This is a genomic window from Psychroserpens jangbogonensis, assembly GCF_000797465.1.
Taxonomy (GTDB): Bacteria; Bacteroidota; Bacteroidia; order Flavobacteriales; family Flavobacteriaceae; genus Psychroserpens; species Psychroserpens jangbogonensis.
In genome coordinates, this window is sequence record NZ_JSWG01000009.1 from 226149 (window position 1) to 248284 (window position 22136).

At 33.1% G+C, this 22136-nt stretch carries 24 protein-coding genes and 1 pseudogene; 21 read left to right on the plus strand and 4 right to left on the minus strand.

Translation table 11 applies throughout. The features are described from left to right. Positions 1 to 5: 5 nt before the first annotated feature. From RH81_RS08105 to RH81_RS08185, 18 genes are all read left to right on the plus strand, one after another. A complete protein-coding gene (locus tag RH81_RS08105) occupies positions 6 to 713 on the plus strand; it encodes an ABC transporter ATP-binding protein (RefSeq protein WP_033959604.1) in 708 nt (235 codons plus the stop codon). A gap of 123 nt (positions 714 to 836) precedes the next feature. Continuing rightward, entirely contained in the window at positions 837 to 3380 is a 2544-nt protein-coding gene (gene porW / locus RH81_RS08110; protein ID WP_033959606.1) for a type IX secretion system periplasmic lipoprotein PorW/SprE, read from the plus strand. A gap of 12 nt (positions 3381 to 3392) precedes the next feature. Next, positions 3393 to 3854 carry a bactofilin family protein gene (locus RH81_RS08115; protein WP_033959608.1) on the plus strand — a complete coding sequence of 154 codons (462 nt, stop codon included), beginning with the start codon at positions 3393 to 3395 and terminating at the stop codon, positions 3852 to 3854. After that, positions 3772 to 4044: an AtpZ/AtpI family protein gene (locus tag RH81_RS17305; RefSeq protein WP_081988250.1), complete on the plus strand. Its 273-nt coding sequence runs from the start codon at positions 3772 to 3774 to the stop codon at positions 4042 to 4044. Before RH81_RS08115 ends, RH81_RS17305 begins: the two co-directional genes overlap by 83 nt. Then, positions 4045 to 4431 (plus strand): DUF6168 family protein, encoded by a 387-nt coding sequence (locus RH81_RS08120; protein ID WP_033959610.1) that lies wholly within the window; start codon positions 4045 to 4047, stop codon positions 4429 to 4431. Positions 4432 to 4548: 117 nt separating this feature from the next. Next, on the plus strand, positions 4549 to 5658 hold the full coding sequence (gene atpB / locus RH81_RS08125) for a F0F1 ATP synthase subunit A (RefSeq protein ID WP_033959612.1): 1110 nt from the start codon (positions 4549 to 4551) through the stop codon (positions 5656 to 5658). Positions 5659 to 5701: 43 nt separating this feature from the next. Continuing rightward, positions 5702 to 5893, plus strand: a complete 192-nt coding sequence (gene atpE / locus RH81_RS08130) for an ATP synthase F0 subunit C (RefSeq protein WP_033959615.1) — start codon at positions 5702 to 5704, stop codon at positions 5891 to 5893. Between the two features lie 82 nt (positions 5894 to 5975). After that, positions 5976 to 6473: a F0F1 ATP synthase subunit B gene (locus RH81_RS08135; protein ID WP_033959616.1), complete on the plus strand. Its 498-nt coding sequence runs from the start codon at positions 5976 to 5978 to the stop codon at positions 6471 to 6473. A gap of 6 nt (positions 6474 to 6479) precedes the next feature. Further along, positions 6480 to 7016, plus strand: a complete 537-nt coding sequence (atpH, locus tag RH81_RS08140) for an ATP synthase F1 subunit delta (RefSeq protein ID WP_033959621.1) — start codon at positions 6480 to 6482, stop codon at positions 7014 to 7016. Positions 7017 to 7074: 58 nt separating this feature from the next. Beyond that, the gene (atpA, locus tag RH81_RS08145) at positions 7075 to 8655 is read left to right on the plus strand and encodes a F0F1 ATP synthase subunit alpha (RefSeq protein WP_033959622.1); all 1581 of its coding nucleotides are present in this window, start codon (positions 7075 to 7077) and stop codon (positions 8653 to 8655) included. 51 nt (positions 8656 to 8706) lie between these two features. After that, positions 8707 to 9567 (plus strand): ATP synthase F1 subunit gamma, encoded by an 861-nt coding sequence (atpG, locus tag RH81_RS08150; protein ID WP_033959624.1) that lies wholly within the window; start codon positions 8707 to 8709, stop codon positions 9565 to 9567. A 161-nt stretch (positions 9568 to 9728) separates the two neighbouring features. Next, positions 9729 to 10235 (plus strand): hypothetical protein, encoded by a 507-nt coding sequence (locus tag RH81_RS08155; protein WP_033959625.1) that lies wholly within the window; start codon positions 9729 to 9731, stop codon positions 10233 to 10235. Positions 10236 to 10292: 57 nt separating this feature from the next. After that, the gene (locus tag RH81_RS08160; protein ID WP_033959626.1) at positions 10293 to 11723 is read left to right on the plus strand and encodes an oligosaccharide flippase family protein; all 1431 of its coding nucleotides are present in this window, start codon (positions 10293 to 10295) and stop codon (positions 11721 to 11723) included. Between the two features lie 22 nt (positions 11724 to 11745). Continuing rightward, positions 11746 to 12180: a dUTP diphosphatase gene (dut, locus tag RH81_RS08165; protein ID WP_033959631.1), complete on the plus strand. Its 435-nt coding sequence runs from the start codon at positions 11746 to 11748 to the stop codon at positions 12178 to 12180. A gap of 24 nt (positions 12181 to 12204) precedes the next feature. Continuing rightward, on the plus strand, positions 12205 to 13224 hold the full coding sequence (locus RH81_RS08170) for a sugar phosphate nucleotidyltransferase (RefSeq protein ID WP_033959632.1): 1020 nt from the start codon (positions 12205 to 12207) through the stop codon (positions 13222 to 13224). 42 nt (positions 13225 to 13266) lie between these two features. Continuing rightward, a complete protein-coding gene (locus tag RH81_RS08175; protein ID WP_033959633.1) occupies positions 13267 to 14628 on the plus strand; it encodes a tetratricopeptide repeat protein in 1362 nt (453 codons plus the stop codon). A gap of 4 nt (positions 14629 to 14632) precedes the next feature. Beyond that, the gene (gene lolB1, locus RH81_RS08180; RefSeq protein ID WP_033959638.1) at positions 14633 to 15415 is read left to right on the plus strand and encodes a lipoprotein insertase outer membrane protein LolB1; all 783 of its coding nucleotides are present in this window, start codon (positions 14633 to 14635) and stop codon (positions 15413 to 15415) included. Beyond that, on the plus strand, positions 15405 to 16631 hold the full coding sequence (locus RH81_RS08185) for a murein hydrolase activator EnvC family protein (protein WP_033959639.1): 1227 nt from the start codon (positions 15405 to 15407) through the stop codon (positions 16629 to 16631). Before lolB1 ends, RH81_RS08185 begins: the two co-directional genes overlap by 11 nt. Before the next feature lie 5 nt (positions 16632 to 16636). Here the strand turns inward: RH81_RS08185 and RH81_RS08190 are convergent, their stop codons facing one another. Continuing rightward, positions 16637 to 17146, minus strand: a complete 510-nt coding sequence (locus tag RH81_RS08190) for an acyl-CoA thioesterase (RefSeq protein WP_033959640.1) — start codon at positions 17144 to 17146, stop codon at positions 16637 to 16639. 184 nt (positions 17147 to 17330) lie between these two features. On the opposite strand from RH81_RS08190, the pseudogene RH81_RS17320 reads away from it, so the two are divergent. After that, positions 17331 to 17933, plus strand: a pseudogene (locus tag RH81_RS17320) (DUF6705 family protein). A gap of 36 nt (positions 17934 to 17969) precedes the next feature. Here the strand turns inward: RH81_RS17320 and RH81_RS08205 are convergent. Then, on the minus strand, positions 17970 to 18911 hold the full coding sequence (locus RH81_RS08205) for an HU domain-containing protein (protein ID WP_033959644.1): 942 nt from the start codon (positions 18909 to 18911) through the stop codon (positions 17970 to 17972). A 101-nt stretch (positions 18912 to 19012) separates the two neighbouring features. On the opposite strand from RH81_RS08205, the gene dprA reads away from it, so the two are divergent. After that, on the plus strand, positions 19013 to 20113 hold the full coding sequence (gene dprA / locus RH81_RS08210) for a DNA-processing protein DprA (protein WP_033959645.1): 1101 nt from the start codon (positions 19013 to 19015) through the stop codon (positions 20111 to 20113). Here dprA and RH81_RS08215 read toward each other — a convergent pair. Both RH81_RS08215 and trpS read right to left on the minus strand, forming a co-directional pair. Continuing rightward, complete coding sequence (locus tag RH81_RS08215) at positions 20096 to 20278, minus strand: hypothetical protein (RefSeq protein WP_033959646.1); 183 nt, start codon at positions 20276 to 20278, stop codon at positions 20096 to 20098. The genes dprA and RH81_RS08215 overlap by 18 nt on opposite strands. A 1-nt stretch (position 20279) precedes the next feature. After that, positions 20280 to 21248: a tryptophan--tRNA ligase gene (gene trpS, locus RH81_RS08220; RefSeq protein WP_033959648.1), complete on the minus strand. Its 969-nt coding sequence runs from the start codon at positions 21246 to 21248 to the stop codon at positions 20280 to 20282. Between the two features lie 113 nt (positions 21249 to 21361). Between trpS and RH81_RS08225 the strand changes: the two genes are divergently transcribed. Further along, entirely contained in the window at positions 21362 to 22126 is a 765-nt protein-coding gene (locus RH81_RS08225) for a lysophospholipid acyltransferase family protein (RefSeq protein ID WP_033959651.1), read from the plus strand. Positions 22127 to 22136: the final 10 nt, after the last annotated feature.

Sequence of the window (22136 nt, forward strand, 5' to 3'; positions counted from 1 at the left end):
CACTTATGATAACAACATCAAATCTTACAAAAGCATATAACGGAGTTACAGTTTTAAACATTGAAAACCTCGATATTCCAAAAGGACAAAGCTTTGGATTAGTAGGTAATAATGGTGCAGGAAAAACTACATATTTTAGTTTATTATTAGATCTAATTCAGCCAACAACAGGGCATATTAAAAACAAAGATATTTTAGTAAATGAAAGCGAAGATTGGAAGCCGTTTACGTCATCTTTTATTGACGAAAGCTTTTTAATTGGGTACTTAACTGCTGAAGAATATTTCTATTTTATTGGAGAATTGAGAGGACAAAACAAATCTGATGTTGACGCTCTTGTGTCTCAATTTGAAGATTTTTTTCACGATGAAATTTTAGGTAAGAAAAAATATCTACGTGATTTAAGTAAAGGTAATCAGAAAAAAGCAGGAATTGTTGCGGCTCTTATAGGTAATCCAGAAGTAATTATTCTTGATGAGCCTTTTGCTAATTTAGATCCAACGACCCAAATTAGGTTAAAATCTATCATTAAAAATCTAGCTGAAAAGCAAGGTGTAACTGTATTAATTTCAAGTCACGATTTACTTCATGTTACAGACGTTTGTGAGCGCATTGTAGTTTTAGAAAAAGGTGAACTGGTTAAAGATTTAGTTACAAGTACTGAAACATTAAAAGAATTAGAGGCGCATTTTGCAGGCTCTGAGCTTGTTTAAGCCTTAACAACACATCTAAAAAGCACGCATTTTTAGACGATAATTCAAAAAGATGCTTATTTTTACAGCATTACATAATATTTGTAGTCGTTTTTAGTTATACCTTAACCAAATACAACCACGTTGAATACATCGTTTAAAATCATAATTTCTATCTTTTGCGTGACCCTTTTAGTTACTGGTTGTTCGCGTAAAAAAGACTCGTTTATAAATAGAAACTTCCACGCCTTAGGCACCAAATATAATATTCTCTATAACGGTTATATTGCTCTTGAACAAGGACGAGAAACTGTCGATAATGCTTCAACAGATAACTTCTGGGAGCTACTACCTGTTGAACGTATGCAGTTAGAGGAAGATGTCTTTATGCCAGGACAATCCAGAAATCAAGATTTTGAGCGTGCTGAAGAAAAAGCAATTAAAGCTGTGCAAAAGCACGGCATGAATATAAAAGGCAAAGAGTATAATCCTCAAATTGATGAAGCGTATCTACTCCTAGGAGAAGCACGTTATTTTGACCAACGCTTTATTCCTGCTCTGGAAGCATTCAATTACATCTTGTATAAGTATCCAGCTAGTGATAAAATTAACACAGCCAAAGTCTGGAGAGAAAAAACGAATATCCGTTTAGAGAATAATGAGCTTGCTCTTAAAAATTTGAAACGCCTTTTAGATCAAGAAGAACTAGAAGATCAAGATTTAGCAGATGCCACAGCAATAATGGCTCAAGCGTATATTAATATCAAGTCAAAAGATAGTGCATTAACTCAATTAAAGGTTGCTGCTGAATTTACCAAGAAAAATAGAGAAAAAGCACGATACAATTTTATAATCGGACAACTTTACAATGAGTTTGGACAAAAAGATAGTGCGAACTTAGTTTTCGATAAAATAATTGATATGCATCGAAAAATTCCAAGACCATATTACATAAATGCTCATCTAGCAAAAGTGTCAAACTTTGATATGGACAGTGGTGATAAACTGGAGTTTGAAGAATACTTAGCAGACCTAGAAGAGAATCGTGAAAATCGCCCTTTTCTTGACAAGATTTACTATCGTATTGGTGAGTATCACAGAGCCAATGAGTCAGATTCAATGGCTGTAGTTTACTACAATAAGTCTTTACGCACTAATACAGGAGACAAGCAATTAAAATCGTTTGAATATACAACCCTTGGTGACATGAATTTTGATGAAGCTAATTATAGAATTGCAGGTGCTTATTACGATAGCACAATGACCAATCTAAAATTAAACTCAAAGCCATTTAGAGTAATTAAAAAGAAACGTGAAAACTTAGATGATGTTATCTATTACGAAGATATTGCTCAGGTTAATGATAGTATTTTAAACTTAGTTAGTTTATCTGAGGCTGATAGATTAGCGATATTTACTGAATATACTGCTGACTTAAAACTCAAAGCGGAAGAAGCACAAGAAAAGGCTGAAGCTGCTGAGCGCGTAAATTCAGGAATGGCAACTGCTCAAACAACCAACAAAGTAGGTAAAACTCAAAGAGCAGATCCAGGTGGAAAACAAGATTTTTATTTCTACAATCAAACGACACTATCTTTTGGTAAAAACGAATTTGTAAAAGTTTGGGGAGATCGAGAACTTAAAGATAACTGGAGACTCTCAAGTAGTGCAATAAATAAAGCTAAAAATCAATCAGGAAGCTCTGTTGTTGCCGATGCTTCAAATGATGAGTTATTTGATCCAGAGTTTTACATTTCTAAAATTCCTTCAGATCAAAAAGTAATAGACAGTATAGGTAAAGAACGAAATTTTGCATACTACCAGTTAGGGTCTATTTATAAAGAAAAGTTTAAAGAATATGAACTTGCTCAAGACAAACTAGAGAAATTATTGATTAATAATCCTGAGGAACGATTAGTACTTCCTTCAAAGTATAACTTATATAAAATTTATGTTGAACTTGGCCTTGACGCTAAAGCAGAAAACATGAAAACTGATATCATTTCTAATCATTCAGATTCTAGATATGCACAGATTCTATTGAATCCTACTTCAGAATTTGCGAAGGATGAAAATAGTCCAGAGCGAATCTATGAAGGCCTTTATAAAAAATTCAATAATCAAGAATATGCTGAGGTCATTTCAGGTGCAGAAGCAAACATTCTTAAATTTGAAGGCGATCCAATAGTTCCAAAGTTTGAAATACTAAAGGCATCAGCAAAAGGGCGTCTCTTCGGCTTTGAAGATTATAAAGATGGCGTTAATTATATTGCTTTAACGTATCCAAATTCAGAAGAAGGAAAGAGAGCAGAAGTAATATTAAGTGAAGTAATACCCCTTTTGGCTAAAAAAGAGTTTGTAGATAATGAATCGGCAAATCATTTTAATGTATTATACCCATTTGAAGTTAGTCAAAAAGAAGAGATTAATGAGTTTGTTGAAAAGCTAAATGATGCTGTTTCTAAGATAACTTATTTTGATTTAACGACCTCTATTGATGTCTATGACACCAATACAATTTTTGTGGTAGTTCATGGTTTAAAAAGTGTTCAAGGTGCTTCCGGTTTTGCTGAAATAATTGAGGAAAACAAACACAAAATTGTCCATGATTATTATTCAATTTCATCTCCTAACTATGAAATTGTTCAGAGGCATAAAAACTTAAATGAATATTTAGCATCTCAATAAAAAGAAAAACCTATGTTTTCTTCAGATAAAAAAACAGGAAAAATGGCTACAGAAACAATCTCACAGCAAAACACTATTGCTAAAGGAACAACCATTACAGGTGATATTATAAGTGATGGCGATTTTAGAATTGAAGGCTCTGTTCAAGGGAATATCAAAACACCAGGAAAAGTTGTTGTTGGTAAAACCGGAATAATAAATGGGACACTTAAAAGTGCCAATGCAGATATTGAAGGTAAATTTTCTGGTAAATTATTGCTTTCAGATACTTTGTCTTTAAAATCTTCTGCTCATGTTGAAGGAGAAGTTATCGTTGGTAAATTAGCAGTTGAACCTGGAGCAACATTTAATGCAACTTGTTCAATGAAAGGCGCTTTAAAAGAACTTAATAATGGTACAAGAACCGGACAACAAACCACAATCCAAAGACCAACACAAACAGGAGGACAACCAGAAAAAGGTCAGTCCGCTTAAAAACGTCGCAATCCTTTCTGGGATTGGCATCGAAATGGGTGTGATAATCTATTTGTTTGTCATGTTAGGAAAATGGCTTGATCTTTCATATAACGATAGCGGTAAACTCTACGTCGTGATCTGTACACTTTTAGGAGTTGGTATTTCACTATTTGTTGTCGTAAAACAACTCAACCGAATTAAATATTAAATGAAACACACATTTACGTTATTTTCTTTAAAACTTATTATTGTATTAGCCGCAGCCTTTGCGATTCATCTTTTTATACTAAGTGTAAACTCACTTCCTTTATTCGATGATAAAATTGTGCTAGCATATATAGTTAATGCTGTTTTGGCAATTACAATTTTTGGCTTTTTGTTTAAAATGAAAGAGAAATATAAAGACCAACTAGGATTTTTGTTTTTAGGAGGAAGCCTACTTAAGTTTTTGGTCTTTTTTATTGTGTTTTATCCATTTTATAAAATTGATGGTAATATTTCAAAACTAGAGTTTGCGGCCTTTTTTGTGCCTTATCTTTTAAGTCTTGTTCTTGAAACATTTAGCCTTGCTAAATGGCTTAATAAAATGGAATAATTACTTTCACTCTTCATCTCAAATTAACACCCAAAAATAAAGTTTGAAATTGTTTTTGTTTTTGAGATAATAACCTACCTTTGCACCGATTTTTAGGCCACTATTATTTTGAGTGATATGCAAAGAAAAATAACCGTTAAGACAATTACCTTATTACTGTGTTTAGTTTCATTCGTTTCGTTTGGTAAAAACGACGATGCTGCTAAAGGAGATAAAAAAAGCGAAATAAAAGAATACATTCAACATCACTTGAAAGATTCTTATGATTTCAGTCTTTTTTCATACACTACAGATTCAGGAGAACACAAATATATTGGAGCTCCACTTCCTGTTATTCTTTGGGATAACGGTTTGAAAGTATTTTCGTCTTCAAATTTCCATCATGGTGAAACACTAGCTGAGGTTGATGGTGACTATTACAAATTATACCACAGTAAAATATACAAAACAGATGCTCAGGGAACCATTAATTATGATGAAGATCATCATCCAACAAACGTAAAGCCTTTAGATTTTTCAATCACTAAAAGTGTTGTAATGATTATCATTACAGGTTTGCTAATGTTCTTCTTGTTTAGAGGCTTAGCAAAATCTTACGCTACTAATGGTGGAATTGCAAAAGGATTTGGTCGTTTCTTTGAGCCAATCGTTCTTTATATTAGAGATGATATTGCGATTCCTAATATTGGAGAGAAAAAATACATGAAGTACATGCCGTTTTTATTAACTGTATTTTTCTTTATTTGGTTTTTAAACATATTCGGTTTAACACCATTAGGAGTTAATGTTACAGGGAATATAGCTGTAACTGCATCTTTGGCGATATTAACTTTCTTATTAACAAACTTAACAGGAACTAGCGATTACTGGAAGCATATTTTCGATCCATTAGGAGATTCTATGCCTTGGTATGCTAAAATTCCTTTATATATTATATTGATTCCTATTGAAGTTTTAGGGATTTTTATCAAACCTTTTTCTTTATTGATACGTCTATATGCAAACATGCAAGCAGGACATATTGTATTAATGAGTTTAATTGGTTTAATGTTTATTTTCAAAAGTTGGTTAGGAAGCCCATTATCATTTGGTTTGGCTTTCGCAATCTCACTTATTGAGATATTAGTAGCATTGTTACAAGCATATATTTTTACAATGTTATCCGCTTTATATTTTGGTTTTGCTGCAGAAGAGCATGATCATAGTGAAGAAGCACACTCTCATTAATTTGAGAATTAATTTGAATGTTTAATTTTTAAATATATTTATTATGGAAATCCCAGTAATGGTAGGTGCAGGTTTAGTTGTAATCGGAGTTGGTATTGGTATTGGTAAAATTGGTGGTTCTGCTATGGAAGCGATCGCTCGTCAACCAGAATCTTACGGTAAGATCCAAACAGCTATGCTTATTGCAGCAGCTTTAATTGAAGGTATTGGATTTGCTGCTTTATTTGCAGTATAATCAGAACCCAAAAGTAACCTTGTAACGGTTGGTTGCAAGGTTACTTTAATTAAGAATTAAATTGTTATAACATTTATATATTATGAATTTATTAGAAGATTTTTCTATTGGTTTATTTTTCTGGCAAACACTTTTATTTGTGTTCTTATTACTTCTTTTAAAGAAGTATGCTTGGAAACCTATGTTAACTGCAGTTAACGATAGAGAAGAAGGTATTAGAAATGCACTCGATTCTGCTGAAAAAGCAAAACTTGAAATGCAAAACCTTCAAGCTGATAACCAGAAATTATTAAAAGAAGCAAGAGCTGAGCGTGAATCTATGCTTAAAGAAGCACGTGAGATCAAGAATAAAATGATTGAAGATGCTAAAGATCAAGCAAAAGAAGAAGCTAATAAATTAGTAGTTCAAGCACAAGCATCTATACAATCAGAAAAGAAAGCAGCAATTGCAGAATTAAAGTCTCAAGTTGCTAATCTTTCAATAGAGATTGCAGAAAAAGTAGTACGTGAAGAACTTTCTAACAAAGACAAGCAAATCAAATTGGTAGAGTCTATGTTAGGTGAAGCGACATTAAACTAAACGACTATGTCAGGAACAAGAGCAGCAATACGTTACGCAAAAGCAGTTTTAAGCTTAGCTATAGATGAAAAGTCAGAAGAGACTGTTAATAACGATATGAAACTTATCGCTAAAACGGTATCAGAAAATGAAGATTTAGACTTGGCTTTAAAAAATGCGATTGCAAAACCAGACACCAAAAAAGAGATTTTAAACCAAATTTTTACAGGTTTAAACCCCTTAACATCAAAAATGTTTGATGTTTTAGTTGATAACAATAGAATTGATGCTGTTGCAGAAGTAGCTCGTAAATATAATGAGTTATATGAAGCTCATATTGGTAAAGAAAAAGCAACAGTAACAACTGCAGTTGCGATGACTGAAGATTTAGAAATCAAAGTGATGGCTAAAATCAAGGAGTTGACTAGCAAATCTGTTGAGTTAGAAAATATTGTTGATGAAGGCATTATTGGTGGTTTCATTTTGCGTGTTGGAGATATTCAATACGATGCAAGTATAGCTAGTAAGCTAAACAAGTTAAAAAGAGAATTTACATTAAACTAAAAATATGTTAGAGGAGAGGTTTATATCTCAATATCTAACGTCTAATATCTAAATAAAGATGGCAGAAGTAAAACCAGCTGAAATTTCAGCAATTTTAAAACAACAACTTTCAGGTTTTGAAGCAGGCGCTTCATTAGATGAAGTAGGAACAGTATTAACTGTTGGTGATGGTATTGTACGTGCTTACGGACTTTCAAATGCACAATACGGAGAATTAGTAGAATTCGATGGTGGTTTAGAAGGTATCGTACTTAACCTTGAAGAGGATAATGTAGGTATCGTATTGTTAGGCCCTTCAGTAGCAGTTAGAGAAGGATCAACAGTAAAAAGAACCAATAGAATAGCATCTATTAACGTAGGTGAAGGAATTGTTGGTCGTGTAGTTGATACACTAGGTACTCCAATTGATGGTAAAGGACCTATTTCTGGTGAGACTTACGAAATGCCATTAGAGCGTAAAGCTCCCGGTGTTATCTATCGTGAGCCAGTAACTGAACCATTACAAACAGGAATTAAAGCAATTGATGCTATGATCCCAGTTGGTAGAGGTCAACGTGAGTTGGTTATTGGAGATAGACAGACTGGTAAAACGGCCGTTTGTATTGACGCCATTTTAAATCAAAAAGAATTTTACGATGCAGGTGAGCCTGTATATTGTATATATGTTGCTGTTGGTCAAAAGGCTTCAACAGTGGCTTTAATTGCTAAAACTCTAGAAGAAAAAGGAGCATTAGCATACACAACAATAGTAGCGGCAAACGCATCAGATCCTGCAGCAATGCAAGTTTATGCGCCTTTTACAGGAGCATCTATTGGAGAATATTTTAGAGATACTGGTAGACCAGCCTTAATTGTATTTGATGATTTATCAAAGCAAGCGGTTGCATATCGTGAGGTATCATTATTATTACGTCGTCCACCAGGACGTGAGGCGTATCCAGGTGATGTATTTTATTTACACTCTAGATTATTAGAGCGTTCTGCTAAAATAATCAACGATGATAACATTGCTAAAGAAATGAATGATTTACCAGATAGCTTAAAGCCATTGGTAAAAGGAGGAGGTTCTTTAACAGCTTTACCAATTATCGAAACACAAGCAGGTGATGTTTCTGCATATATTCCAACAAACGTAATTTCGATTACTGATGGACAAATTTTCTTAGATGGTGATTTGTTTAACTCTGGTGTTCGTCCAGCAATTAACGTAGGTATTTCTGTATCTCGTGTTGGTGGTAATGCACAGATCAAGTCAATGAAAAAAGTTGCAGGTACATTAAAATTAGATCAAGCTCAATACCGTGAATTAGAAGCGTTTGCGAAGTTTGGTTCAGATTTAGATGCTGTTACTTTAAATGTAATTGAAAAAGGAAAGCGTAACGTTGAAATCTTAAAGCAAGCACAAAACGATCCATTTACAGTTGAAGATCAAGTTGCAATTATTTACGCTGGATCTAAAAACTTATTAAGAGACGTTCCTGTAGAAAAAATAAAAGAATTTCAAACAGATTATCTAGAATTCTTAAAAGCGAAGCATTCAGATGTTTTAAGTTCTTTAAAAGCAGGTAAATTAACTGATGAAGTTATAGACACATTAACTAGTGTTGCTAAAGATTTATCAGGTAAGTATAGAGCATAATTAATAATCCTGCTTTCTATTTAGAAAGTAGGATATTTTCATATTTTCAATATGGCAAACTTAAAAGAAATACGTAATAGAATATCATCAGTGTCTTCAACGATGCAGATTACTAGTGCCATGAAAATGGTATCTGCTGCAAAATTGAAAAAGGCACAAGATGCTATTACAGCTATGCGACCTTATGCAGATAAGTTGACAGAACTTTTACAGAGTTTAAGTGCGACTTTAGATGCAGATTCAGGAAGCAAGTATTCAGATCAACGAGAAGTTAAAAAAGTACTTTTAGTACCTATTACTTCTAACAGAGGTCTTGCTGGAGCTTTTAACTCTAATATTATTAAAGAGGTAACTAGATTGGCAGCAGGCAAATATGCTAATCAAGATGTTTCTTATTTAGCTATTGGAAAAAAAGGTAATGATGCGTTTAAGAAAACCAACATGGTTATCGATAATAAAAGTGAAGTTTATGATAACTTAACTTTTGATAACGTTGCTGAAATTGCTGAAATGCTAATGGAAAAATTTGTTGATGGCGAATTTGATAAAATTGAAATCGTTTACAACAAGTTCAAAAATGCAGCGACTCAAATAGTAATGACAGAACAGTTCTTACCAATCGTTGCTTTTGAAAGTGATTCTGATGTGAATTTAGATTATATATTTGAGCCTTCAAAAGCTGAAATCGTAGAACAATTAATTCCTAAGTCACTAAAAACACAATTATACAAAGGTATTAGAGATAGTTTTGCAAGTGAGCATGGTGCACGTATGACAGCAATGCATAAAGCGACCGATAATGCTACTGAATTAAGAGATCAGTTGAAATTAACTTATAACAAAGCACGTCAAGCATCAATTACTAATGAGATTTTAGAAATTGTTGGTGGTGCAGAAGCATTAAATAATTAGGCATTTGCCAGATTGTTTATAAGAGCTGAAGCTTTGAAAACTATACTTATTTACTGATTAATTCAGTTGAATATATAAAAGCGAAACCTAACTTTAACGAGTTAGGTTTTTTTATGGCATTAAATTTGAAATCGTATATTTATAATTATAACATAACGCATATGAAATCGTTAAAACGTATATCATCTTTAATAGTAATGCTCGTACTTATGGCTAGTTTTTCACAATGTTCTACGGCTCAAAAATTACAAAAGAAAGCTCCAATTGAGTTTGGACAAACTTATGCCCAAAAATGGGTTGCAGGTGTTAAAGGCGCAGGATCTGGTATTAATGTATTTATTCCTATTGAAGACAATTCAGTTTCTTTAGATAGTATGTTTTTTAGAGGTCAAAAAGTGAAACTTGAATTCATTAAAGCGAACCAAGCGTTATATGTTGGTAGATTTTCAACAGATTTTAATCAGAAACAAGATATCATATTGAGCTCTGATATGAATGAAGAGTCTAAAAACAAACTACCAAAACCTAAAGTTGATATGCCATTTGAGTTTAATGATGACGAATGCGTGATCACATATCGCAAAGGAGACCAAACGCTGTACTATAAAATTTCAAATATTAAAATTGAACAACCAGTTCATTATCCTAGTGCACCAAATGGTCAATAATATATCTTTGGTAAACGTTTGCTAAAAACGTATTTTTAGCAGAACAAAACACTATCCTTGAGCGTACTTAAAACTTTTTTTAAAGACACAGTTATTTATGGTTTGGCTATTGTATTGCCTCGATTGATTAACTTTCTTTTAGTGCGTTTGCATACAGATGTGCTTCCTAATGAAGACTATTCTGAAAACACTGAATTTTATGTAGTTGCCGCTTTTTTTAATGTAATCCTAACGTATGGAATGGAAACATCTTTCTTTAGGTTTTTCAGTAAGAATAAAGACAAAGACGGCGTTTTGTCTACTGCAATGATAACCATTGTTGTAAGTACTTTTATATTTGGAATACTTCTATTTCTGTTTAGAATACCTATTTCTGAAGCCTTACGAATCAATACCGATTTCTATTCGCTTCTAGTGGGAATTACACTTCTTGACACCTTGATTGTGATTCCGTTTGCCTATTTAAGAGTCACAGGAAGGCCTTTAAAGTTTGCATCAATCAAATTGATTAATGTGCTTGTTATAGTGCTTTTAAACGTGCTTCTATTGTCTACAACGCATGGTTCAGACGGATTGAGAGCTATGTTTAATGTTGAAAATAAGGTAGAGTATATATTTATCGCAAATCTTATTGCAAGCGCAGTTGTTTTAATCCTGGTATTGCCTTATTTCTTTAAGGCGAAACTAAATTTTGAACCTAAAGTTTTAAAACAACTCCTAAACTATGGTTGGCCTATTATGATTGCTGGTTTAGCTTTCGTAATTAACGAAAACTTAGACAAGTGGTTGTTGCCACAAATTGAAGGCGAGTTTATTAATGGAGCGTATAGTGCGTGTTATAAATTGGCAGTTTTTATGACGCTTTTTATTCAAGCATTTAGAATGGGAGCAGAACCATTTTTCTTCAATCATTCCGATAAAGAAAATGCCACACAAACCTATGCTACCATTTTAAAATATTTCACCATTGTTGGAGCTTTAGGTTTAATGATTGTTGTGATTTACATTGATTTATTAAGACCTATTTTTATTAAAAAAGAAAGTTATTTATTGGCCTTGGACATTGTTCCAATTGTATTATTAGCCAATCTTTGTTTAGGGATTTATCACAACCTTTCAATTTGGTACAAACTTACAGATCGCACGCGTTTTGGAATGTATATTTCTCTTATTGGAGCAGCAATTACCATTGCGTTTAATATCGTTTTTATTCCTGAAATTGGTTTCATGGCTTGTGCTTATGCAACACTTATAGCCTATAGTTTGATGATGTTAATTTCATATGCATTAGGTCGAAAGTATTATCCAGTGCCTTATGATGTGAGCCGAATCGCAATTTACCTTCTAATAAGTACAGCATTAAGTTTCATAACTTATTATCATTTAGATAGAAATATTTTAGTAGGAACTGTATTTTTGTTACTCTTTGTGGCTATAGTTGCTTTTTTAGAACGAAAGGAACTAAAACTGATATTAAAAAAGAAGTAGAATTTCAAATTAGAAACAAAACATGCAAATTAAAATCATAAATAAATCCAACCACGATTTGCCTCACTACGAAACCATTGCTTCTGCAGGAATGGATTTAAGAGCTAGTCTTTCTGAATCTAGGATATTAAAGCCGTTAGAACGAAGTATTGTAGGTACAGGGTTATTTATCGAATTACCAGTTGGTATTGAAGCTCAAGTGAGACCAAGAAGCGGGTTAGCGGCTAAAAAAGGAATTACAGTTCTGAATGCTCCTGGAACTATTGATGCAGATTATAGAGGAGAAATAGGAGTGATTTTAGTGAATTTATCAAGTGAAGATTTTGTGATTAATAATGGTGAACGCATTGCGCAGCTAGTGATTGCAAAACACGAACGCGCAGAATGGAAAGAGGTCAATGAACTTTCAGATACAGCTCGAGGAGAAGGTGGTTTTGGAAGTACAGGAGTAAAATAAATAATTATCAACGAATTTATATAGATGAAAATAATAGTACCAATGGCTGGACGAGGTTCTCGTCTTAGACCACATAGTTTAACTGTTCCAAAACCCTTAATACCAGTTGCCGGACAACCAATAGTTCACAGACTAGTAAAAGATATAGCTAAAGTTTTAAAGCAGCCTGTTGAAGAAATAGCCTTTGTTTTAGGTGATCCAGCTTGGTTTGGAGACGAGGTTGTAGATAGTTTAAAAAATCTAGCAACTAGTTTAGGAGCAAAGCCTTCTATCTATCGTCAAGATCAACCTTTAGGAACTGGTCATGCTATTATGTGTGCTGAGCCTTCATTGTCTGGTCCAGCAGTAATTGCATATGCTGATACTTTAATTCGAGCAGAATTTGATTTAGATCCAGAAGCCGATAGTGTGATTTGGACAAAATGTGTTGCAAACCCAGAAGCTTATGGTGTTGTAAAACTTAACGATAATCAAGAAATAGTAGAACTGGTTGAAAAACCTGAAAGCTTTGTAAGTGATCAAGCTGTGATTGGAATCTACTATTTTAAAGATGTAGCTGTTTTAAAAGGAAAACTGCAAGAGATTTTAGACGAAAACATCATGAATGGCGGTGAATACCAAATTAATGATGGTATTAAACGTATGATGGCAGACGGTAGAATCTTTAAAACTGGAACTGTTGATGAATGGATGGATTGCGGAAACAAAAGCGTAACCCTTGAAACTAATTCTAAAATGCTTGGTTTTTTAACCGCAGATGGAGAAGAACAGCTAATAGCGGATTCTGTAACTAAAACCAATTCTACTATTATAGAACCTTGTTGTATTGGAGAAAATGTTGTCTTGAACAATGCAACGGTAGGTCCCAACGTTAGTATAGGAAATAATTGTACTATTGATAATTCAACAGTTAAAAATAGCTTAATACAAACGCATACAACTATTAAAAACGCTAACTTGGACAATGCTATGATTGGTAATCACGTTAGTTATGATGGTAATTATACGAGTATTAGCATTGGTGATTATTCAATTTTGGAATAATTATTGAATCTATCATTCATAGCATCGCAAAGCACCTACTATATGAAGACTAAATATCACATCTTGCTTATTGTCCTTGGAATCTTTTTGTTTTCCGGGAACACATATGCTCAAGTCGATTTTAATAAACGACCAGATGATGATTTAGGAAATTATGAAGATGCTTACCAAGAGCACTTTTTCGAGGCCTTAAAACAAAAAGGAATTGAAAATTACCAACGCTCGGTTGATGCGTTACTAAAATGTATTAAAATTGATGATGCAGATCCTACACTGTTTTTTGAGTTAGGAAAAAATTATAAAGCTCTTAAAAATTTTGGTGCTGCTGAAGACGCACTTAAAGAAGCCATTTCAAAATCTCCAGAGAATGAATGGTTCTTAGATGAACTTTATGATGTCTATATGCAGCAAAATGACATAGATAAAGCATTAAAAACGGTTAAGCAACTGGTGAAATTTCATCCAGACTACAAACAGGATTTAGCGAGTCTTTACATTGAAGCCAAAAAGTATAAAAGCGCACTTCAAATTCTTGATGAACTTGATGAAGAATTTGGATATAATCAAGACAGAGATTTTTTACGGAATCAAATTTATGATTTGACAGGCAATGATGATGATCGCATTGAAAACCTTGAAGATCGTGTTAAAAGTAATCCTGAAGATGAAGCAAATTATCTTAGACTTATTTATAGATATAGTGAAACAGGTGATATTGAAAAAGCATTTGATACTGCCAAAGATTTGCTAGAATCAAATCCAGAATCACAATTAGTTCATTTAGCGCTATACAAATTCTATTTAGACGGTAATAATACAGAAGCAGCTATTAGCTCGATGAAGACTGTGTTAACGAGTCCAAATATAAAACCTGAAGCCAAGGCTAAAGTGTTAAGCGATTTCGTAAATTTTGTATCTAAAAATCCTGAATACGAACCTCAACTTGTCGAAATAACAGCTTTAATTGATGATAATAAAAGCGCTAAAACATTAAAAGAATTAGCACAATATCACCTTAAGGTTAATGATAAAGAAAAAGCGTTAGGATATTTTGAAGAGATTTTAGAAGAAGACCCCAATGATTTTAATACCATTAAAGATGTGCTTTTGTTACAATTGGATTTAAGCAAGGATGCAGAAGCTGCAAAATTAAGTGCAGAAACATTAGAATTGTATCCAGCGCAACCTATTTTATATTTAGTTAATGGTGTTGCAAACAACAAATTGAATCAACCCGAAAAAGCCATTGAGAGTCTAGAAATGGGAACTGATTTTGTAGTTGATGATCCCAAAATGCTTTCCGATTTTTATACCCAATTAAGTATGGCGCACAAGCAAAATAATAATATTACCAAATCTGAAGCGTTTGCTAAAAAGGCAGAAGCATTGTCTAAACAGCAATAATGTTATGAAAACCTTTAAACTCAGTATTGTCGTTCTTTTAATTTGTCTTGCAGCATCATGCAAGTCAGCAAGAACAGTTGCTAGTTCTGGAGAAATTAATAGTAGCCTTTCTGCCAAACAATTGATAAAGGAAAACACAAGACAAGATTCTAAATTTAAAACACTACAGGCAAGAGTTAAGATTGATTACACTCAAGACTTACAAGAACAAGGTTATACAGTAACTCTCAGAATGGAAAAGGACAAAACCATTTGGATTAGCGCAACTTTGGGTTTAGCAAGAGCAATGATTACACCTGATGAGGTGAGTTTTTATGATAAAATAAATAACCAATACTTTAAAGGTGATTATACATTACTTAGTAATTTATTAGGAGTCGAACTTAATTTTAAGAAGGTTCAAAGTTTGTTGTTAGGCGAGTCTCTTTTCAATTTAAAAGACGGAAAGTATATTGTAGACTCTACGAGCAAGTCTTACATTTTGCAACCTAAAGAACAAACAGTTTTATTAGAACTTTTTCTATTATTAAATCCTTCTCATTTTAAAATGGACTCACAGCAATTGCTACAACCATTAAAGAAACGATTCCTGCAAGTAGATTATCTAGCTTACCAAGATGTAGACAAGGAGATTTTGCCAAAAGACATTAAAATTATTGCAGTTGAAGATAATGATGAAGTCATCATTGCTATGGAGTATAAATCTGTATCTCTTAATGAAGAGATTCGCTTTCCATTTAAAATACCTTCAGGATTTAAAGAAATTATATTAGACGATGCGCAATAAACCAACCTACATCATTTTATTGTTATGCTTGTTTTTAAGCATTCCTTTAGCTAATGCTCAAAGCGGTAAGCAGAAGGAACTTGAAGCGAAACGTCAAAAGTATCAAAACGAACTAAAGCAGATTAATGCACTCTTGTTTTCAGATAAGAAAAAAGAAAAATCCTTAGTGTCATTAGTTGAAGATTTGAGTTACAAAGTGAGAGTAAGGCGTAATTTGATTAAAGTAACAAACGATCAAGCGAATCTCTTGACGCGTGAAATTAATGCAAATCAAAATGAGATTACCAGTTTAAGAGACCAGCTAAAAGAATTAAAAGATAGTTATGCTGCTATGGTTGTTAAGTCATATAAGAGCAAGTCTGAACAAAGTCGAGTCATGTTTTTGTTGTCTTCAGATAATTTTAAACAAGCGTATAAACGGTTGCAGTATATAAAGCAATATGCTAGCTATCAAAAGGAACAAGGTGATCTTATAAAAACAAAGACGCTTAAACTTCAAGAGCTTAATACCGATTTATTACGTCAAAAAAAGGACAAGGATAAATTGGTTTTAGAGAATAGAGAAGTAAAGAAGCAATTGGAGATTGAACTCAAGGAGCAAGAGGAGTTGATGGTTTCAATTCGAAAGAACCTAAATACATATGCTTCTCAAGCTAAGAAAAAACAGCAGGAAATAAATAGAATTGATCGAGAAATTGATCGCTTAATTCGTGAAGCAATTGCAGCTTCAAATAAGAAAGCGGGAAAAACAACAACGTCTACAAGTAAGTTTGTGTTAACTCCTGAATCTAAAGCACTCGCTAGAAACTTTGAATCCAATAAAGGGAAATTACCTTGGCCAGTTGAAAAAGGCGTTGTAAAGGTAAAGTACGGCAAGCAACCTTCAGCAATTGACAGGACAGTTACTATAAATAGTCAAGGTGTTAAAATAGCGACTCAAAAAGGCACTAAAGTAAGAGCTGTTTTTGATGGTGAAGTATCTCAAATTTTAGTGATTCCAAATGCCAATCCTGTAGTGATGATACGTCATGGTAATTATATTACTGTGTATAAAAATATGTCAAAAATTTACGTCAAAAAAGGCGATAAAGTCACTACAAAACAGGAAATAGGAGAAGTGTTTACTAATCGCTCTAATGGTGAAACTATGTTAGGTTTTGGTGTTTATAAAGATTCTAAAACACAAAATCCAGCAAGTTGGTTGTTTAAGATGTAACCTTATTACTCAAATAAGGCTTTTAACTCTGTAGCGTCACTTGGTTTCATTTTACCAGCAAGAACCAAACTTAATTGTTTACGACGTAAAGCACCTTCGAAACGTTCTTTCTCTAAAGCAGTTTCTGCAATAAGCTGAGGGACTTTTACTGGACGTCCTGTTTCGTCAACAGCAACAAAGGTGTAAATAGCTTCATTAGCCTTAATGCATTCACCAGATTCTCTGTCTTCTATCCAAACATCCATGTACACTTCCATAGAACTAGTAAATGCACGAGATACTTTGGCTTCAACAGTCACCACACTTCCTAAGGGAATAGATCTGTTAAACGCAACATGGTTTACAGAAGCTGTAACTACAATTCGTCTACTATGACGTCTAGCAGCAATACTAGCAGCACGATCCATTCTTGCTAAAAGCTCACCTCCAAAGAGATTGTTTATTGGATTGGTTTCACTAGGTAAGACCAAATCGGTCATTATGGTTTTAGTCTGAAATGCTGTTTTTGGTTCCATCAACTTTTTAATTTCATGCAAAGGTAAGATGATTTTCAATCTTAGCTAAGCGATTTAATAAATTAAGACTATAAAAATTTTAGCCTCATTTAAAACTAATGTTCACTCAACAAGATATAGACTTTACTATTTGTTATTTTTAAAACTTGACAAACTGCCATATGTTTACGGTAAGCTAAATATAATGAAACGAAATATAATTTTTTTAAGTTTAATAGTGACAGTGTTTGCGTGTAAAGCTCAAACACCTGTGGTTTCTTTAGATACATATTATCAAGATACAGTAGAAGGCGCTTATTTTAAAGATTTAAATAACGAGCTTAATAAATTTGTTGGAACATGGGTTTACAATGATGGAAACACAACCCTTGTAATTTAGCTCCAGAAAGTTGAACAGAATTATAATGGTGAATGGTATGAAGATATGTTAATTGGCGAATACCAATATATAGAAAATGGAGTTGAAGTATTTAATTCACTTTCTAGATTAAATAGTTCATTAGTTAATAATGCACAACATTATTTAGATGGAAATCAGCTTTTAAAAAAGATGCAAACCATTATATGTGATGACTGTGATATGGCCGAAAGGCGAGTATTATTATTTTTTAGCGATCCGGAAAGAAAATACTTACATAATAAATTAGCAGTACGTTATGTAGATGATAAGGGAGTTGAATCAATTGAAATTCAATTAGTGTCTGCTGGTAGTTATGTGTCTCCTTATGATAATGCTCCAAAAGAGCCTAGAGTTCCTTATGGTTCTTATACACTAATAAAACAATAAAACTAAAAAGCGCTTTTTAGTTTTATTGTTTTTTTTTTAATCTAAAGCTTTAACCAATAACCAAGCTTCTCTATTGTGCTCACGTTTTACTTGACGTAACGCTTGTAAAGCTTCTATTCTATCAGAATAACTAGCATATACGACTTGGTGAAGTCCGTATTTATTGGCTCCAATTTTTCTAGCCTTATAACCTTGAGCTCTAAGTTGATCAACTTTTTTGTCAGAATTAGCTTCTACTCTAAAAGCACCAGCAACAATATGGTAATTACCTGTTTGTTGTTTTTCTACTGAAAGTGTAGCAGCAGGTAATGGGTTATCTATAATAAAAGTAGCTTCTTGTACTTTAACATCTAATCGCTGATTAGCTTCTTCTTGAGCTAATTGATTATGGTTCTCAATTCCATTTACATAATAATTAGAAGCTGCAAAACCTCCAACTGTCAGTGCAATTAATGCAATTGCAGCATATTTTAAGTACGGACGAGATTTGCGTTTTTCTGGAGTAATAGTAAGCGGAATCACTTTTTCGATAGCCTCTGCTTCTTCTTTATAAACTTCGCGAGTAATATCTACAGACGTCAATTGAGATAATCCAAATGCATCTGTTAAGTAATTGATATGAAGTGAAGGTTCAAAGTTAATTTTTCCTTCTTTATTCAAGATCAACTCTCCAATATTTTCAAACGCAATCGTTTCGCCTTCAACTAAATAGGATTTAATTGATTTGACATGCTTCGCTATTTTTTCAACTGCAACTTCATAAGGTAACTTCTCAACATCAGCTATATAATTTGCTAATAAACCATCATTGTTTTGTAATTGCTCGTTAAAAGACAAGGCTTTTTTTGGAGGATAAAAGGCATGAGTAGTTTCGTGAATTTTTGCCGATACACGATGCGTTAAAAATGCACCAAACGCAGGTACAGTAACACAATCGTATCTATATAGTAAATCGCTGATGTAAGTCTCTAGTTGCATAGAAACAAAGTTAAAAAAATTTACGCGCGAATAAAACATCCACTTAAGTATTTATTAACAAGGGAATTTTTGTTATTTTCATAGAAAATAATCTATATTAAATGACAGATGACGATATTATTTTTGTTTTAGCATTGCAGCATGTTCCAAAGATTGGAGATGTTACAGCAAAAAAGTTGATCAATTTTTGTGGTTCTGCGGAAGCTGTATTGAAAGAAAAACGACATCATCTCGTTAAAATTGATGGTATTGGAATGAATACTATAAAAGGTTTATATAATTCTGAGCATATTAAAGCTGCAGAATGCGAACTACAGTTTATTAAAGAAAATAAGATCTCTTGCTTGTATTTTACGGAAGATATTTATCCAGAAAAACTAAAACATTGCATAGACGCACCAATATTATTGTTTCAAACAGGAAACGTGAATCTAAGACAACAGCGCATAATAAGTATTGTTGGTACACGGAAAATCACAACTTATGGCATTGCATTTTGCAAAAAGTTAATTGAACAATTAGCGCCTTTTAACCCAATAGTTGTGTCTGGTTTCGCTTATGGAACAGACATTACTGCACAAAGGGCAGCAATGAAACATAACTTACAAACCATAGGTTGTTTGGCGCATGGATTAAATCAAATTTACCCAAAAACACATAAGAAGTATATCGCTGAGGTCGAAAAACATGGCGGATTTCTAACTGATTTTTGGAGTTCAGACACTTTTGATAGAAACAATTTTTTAAAGCGGAACCGCATTATCGCAGGAATGAGCCAAGCGACTATAGTTATAGAATCTGCCGAAAAAGGAGGAAGCTTAGTCACTGCAGATATAGCAAACTCATACAATAGAGATGTATTTGCAGTTCCTGGACGTGTCACTGATAGTCAAAGTCTTGGTTGTAATAATCTAATCAAATTTCAACTAGCTCATGTCTTATCGAATCCTTTGGATATTCCTTATATTTTAAATTGGGAGCTAGATACTAAACAACCAGTTATTCAGAAACAATTATTTGTTGAGCTCACTTCCGAAGAAAAAGTAATCTATAATTATTTAAAAGATAATGAGAAGCAACTTCTAGATAGTATTGCTTTAGAGTGTCAAATGCCAATTTTTAAAGTGGCAAGTGTTTTATTAACTATGGAGTTAAAAGGCGTGACACGACCACTTCCAGGAAAACTATTTGAGCTTGTTTAATTTGTCGCGTTCAACAAAAAAGTGAACCAAATTAACTATTATAAGTATAAAGGCAATAGCAATAAGAACCCAGTCAATTCTGTCCTTTTCAGAACCAATTCTTGAAGCAATCAATAATACCATTGCAGCGGTATTTAAAACAGTAAACCAGATTAGTTTTTTCATCCTAATAGCCTGTTTTTGCTCTTACACGTTTAAGCACATCATTAGCAACAGTTCTTGCTTTTTCAGCTCCAATAGCTAAGGCATCATCAACTTCATTAAGATTAGCCATATAATGATCATAACGTTCACGTTGTTTGGCAAATGTTGAAAGTATTGATTCATACAATGCTTGTTTTGCGTGACCATAACCATAACCACCATTTTCGTAGTTAGATTTCATAGTTTCAATTTCAGTTTCTAAAGCCAATAATTTATAAATAGCAAAGCAGTTACAAGTCTTCCAATCTTTTGGGTCTTCTAAAGGCGTGCTATCTGTTTCGATAGACATGATTTGCTTTCGTAGTTTTTTTTCTGGTAAAAAGATATTGATGATATTACCTTTACTTTTACTCATTTTAGCACCATCAGTTCCGGGAATCAACATGGTATCTTCTTGAACTTTTCCTTCTGGTAATACAAATGTTTCTCCCATTTTAGCATGAAAACGGGCAGCAACATCACGTGTCATTTCTATGTGTTGTAACTGATCTTTTCCAACTGGAATAATTTCAGAATCATACAATAATATATCTGCAGCCATCAACATAGGATATGAAAATAGTCCAGCATTTACATCTTCTAATCGATCTGCTTTGTCTTTAAAACTATGTGCAAGAGTTAATCGTTGGTAAGGAAAGAAACAACTTAAATACCAAGATAATTCGGCAACTTGAGGAATATCACTTTGTCTGTAAAATACAGTTTCATGAACATCTAATCCAAATGCTAACCATGTGGCTGCGGTAGAGTAGGTGTTTTGACGAAGTGTTTCAGCATCTTTTATTTGTGTTAGTGAATGCATATCTGCAATAAATAAAAACGATTCATTTTTTTCATCGTTTGCCATATCTATTGCTGGCATTATTGCGCCTAAAATATTACCTAAATGTGGTGTTCCTGTACTTTGTATACCTGTAAGTATTCTTGCCATAATTACTTTCCGCGAAAACGGAAATATATTTAATTACTATTTCAACTTATATCGTCAGCAAAGGTACTTTTTTTAGTAGAATTGTTGAATTAAATTGAGTAGTTTTGAGCCACATGAAGCTATTTAAGTACATCTTTTGGGTTTTATATCGAATCTGGTTCTACATTTTAGTAGCACTTCCGATTATTTTTCTATTCCCAATACTTGTTATTTCTATTCTTAAAGAATCTTGGTATCCATTCTTTTTCAAGATTGCTCGTTTCTGGGCACGTTTTATTTTGATTGGCATGGGTTTTAATGTAAAAATTGAAAGAGAACAAATTCCTGAAGCTACAAAAAGCTATATGTTTGTTGCTAATCATACCTCGATGGCAGATATTATGCTCATGTTGGTTACTGTAAAAAATCCGTTTGTTTTTGTAGGTAAAAAGGAGTTGGCTAAAATCCCATTGTTTGGTTTTTTCTATAAACGCACAAGTATTTTGGTCGATAGAAGTAGTCTTAAAAGTAGACAAGCTGTTTTTCTGAGAGCACAACGACGACTAAAACAAGGAATGAGCATCTGTATTTTTCCGGAAGGAGGAGTGCCAGACGAGCAGATTATTATAGATAATTTTAAAGATGGAGCATTCAGAATGGCTATAAATCATCATATTCCTATTGTACCTATTACTTTCGGAGATAATAAAAAACGATTTTCATATACTTTTTTCAGCGGAAGTCCAGGCCTTATGAGAGCTAAAATTCATAAGTTCATCACTACAGAAGGATTGGCTGTTGAAGACACAAGGAAGTTAAACGTAGAAGCACAAACTCTAATTTTAAACCAATTATTAGAATTTAATAAAAACCAAAAAGCTACTCTTGGCACAGAGTAGCTTTTAAGTT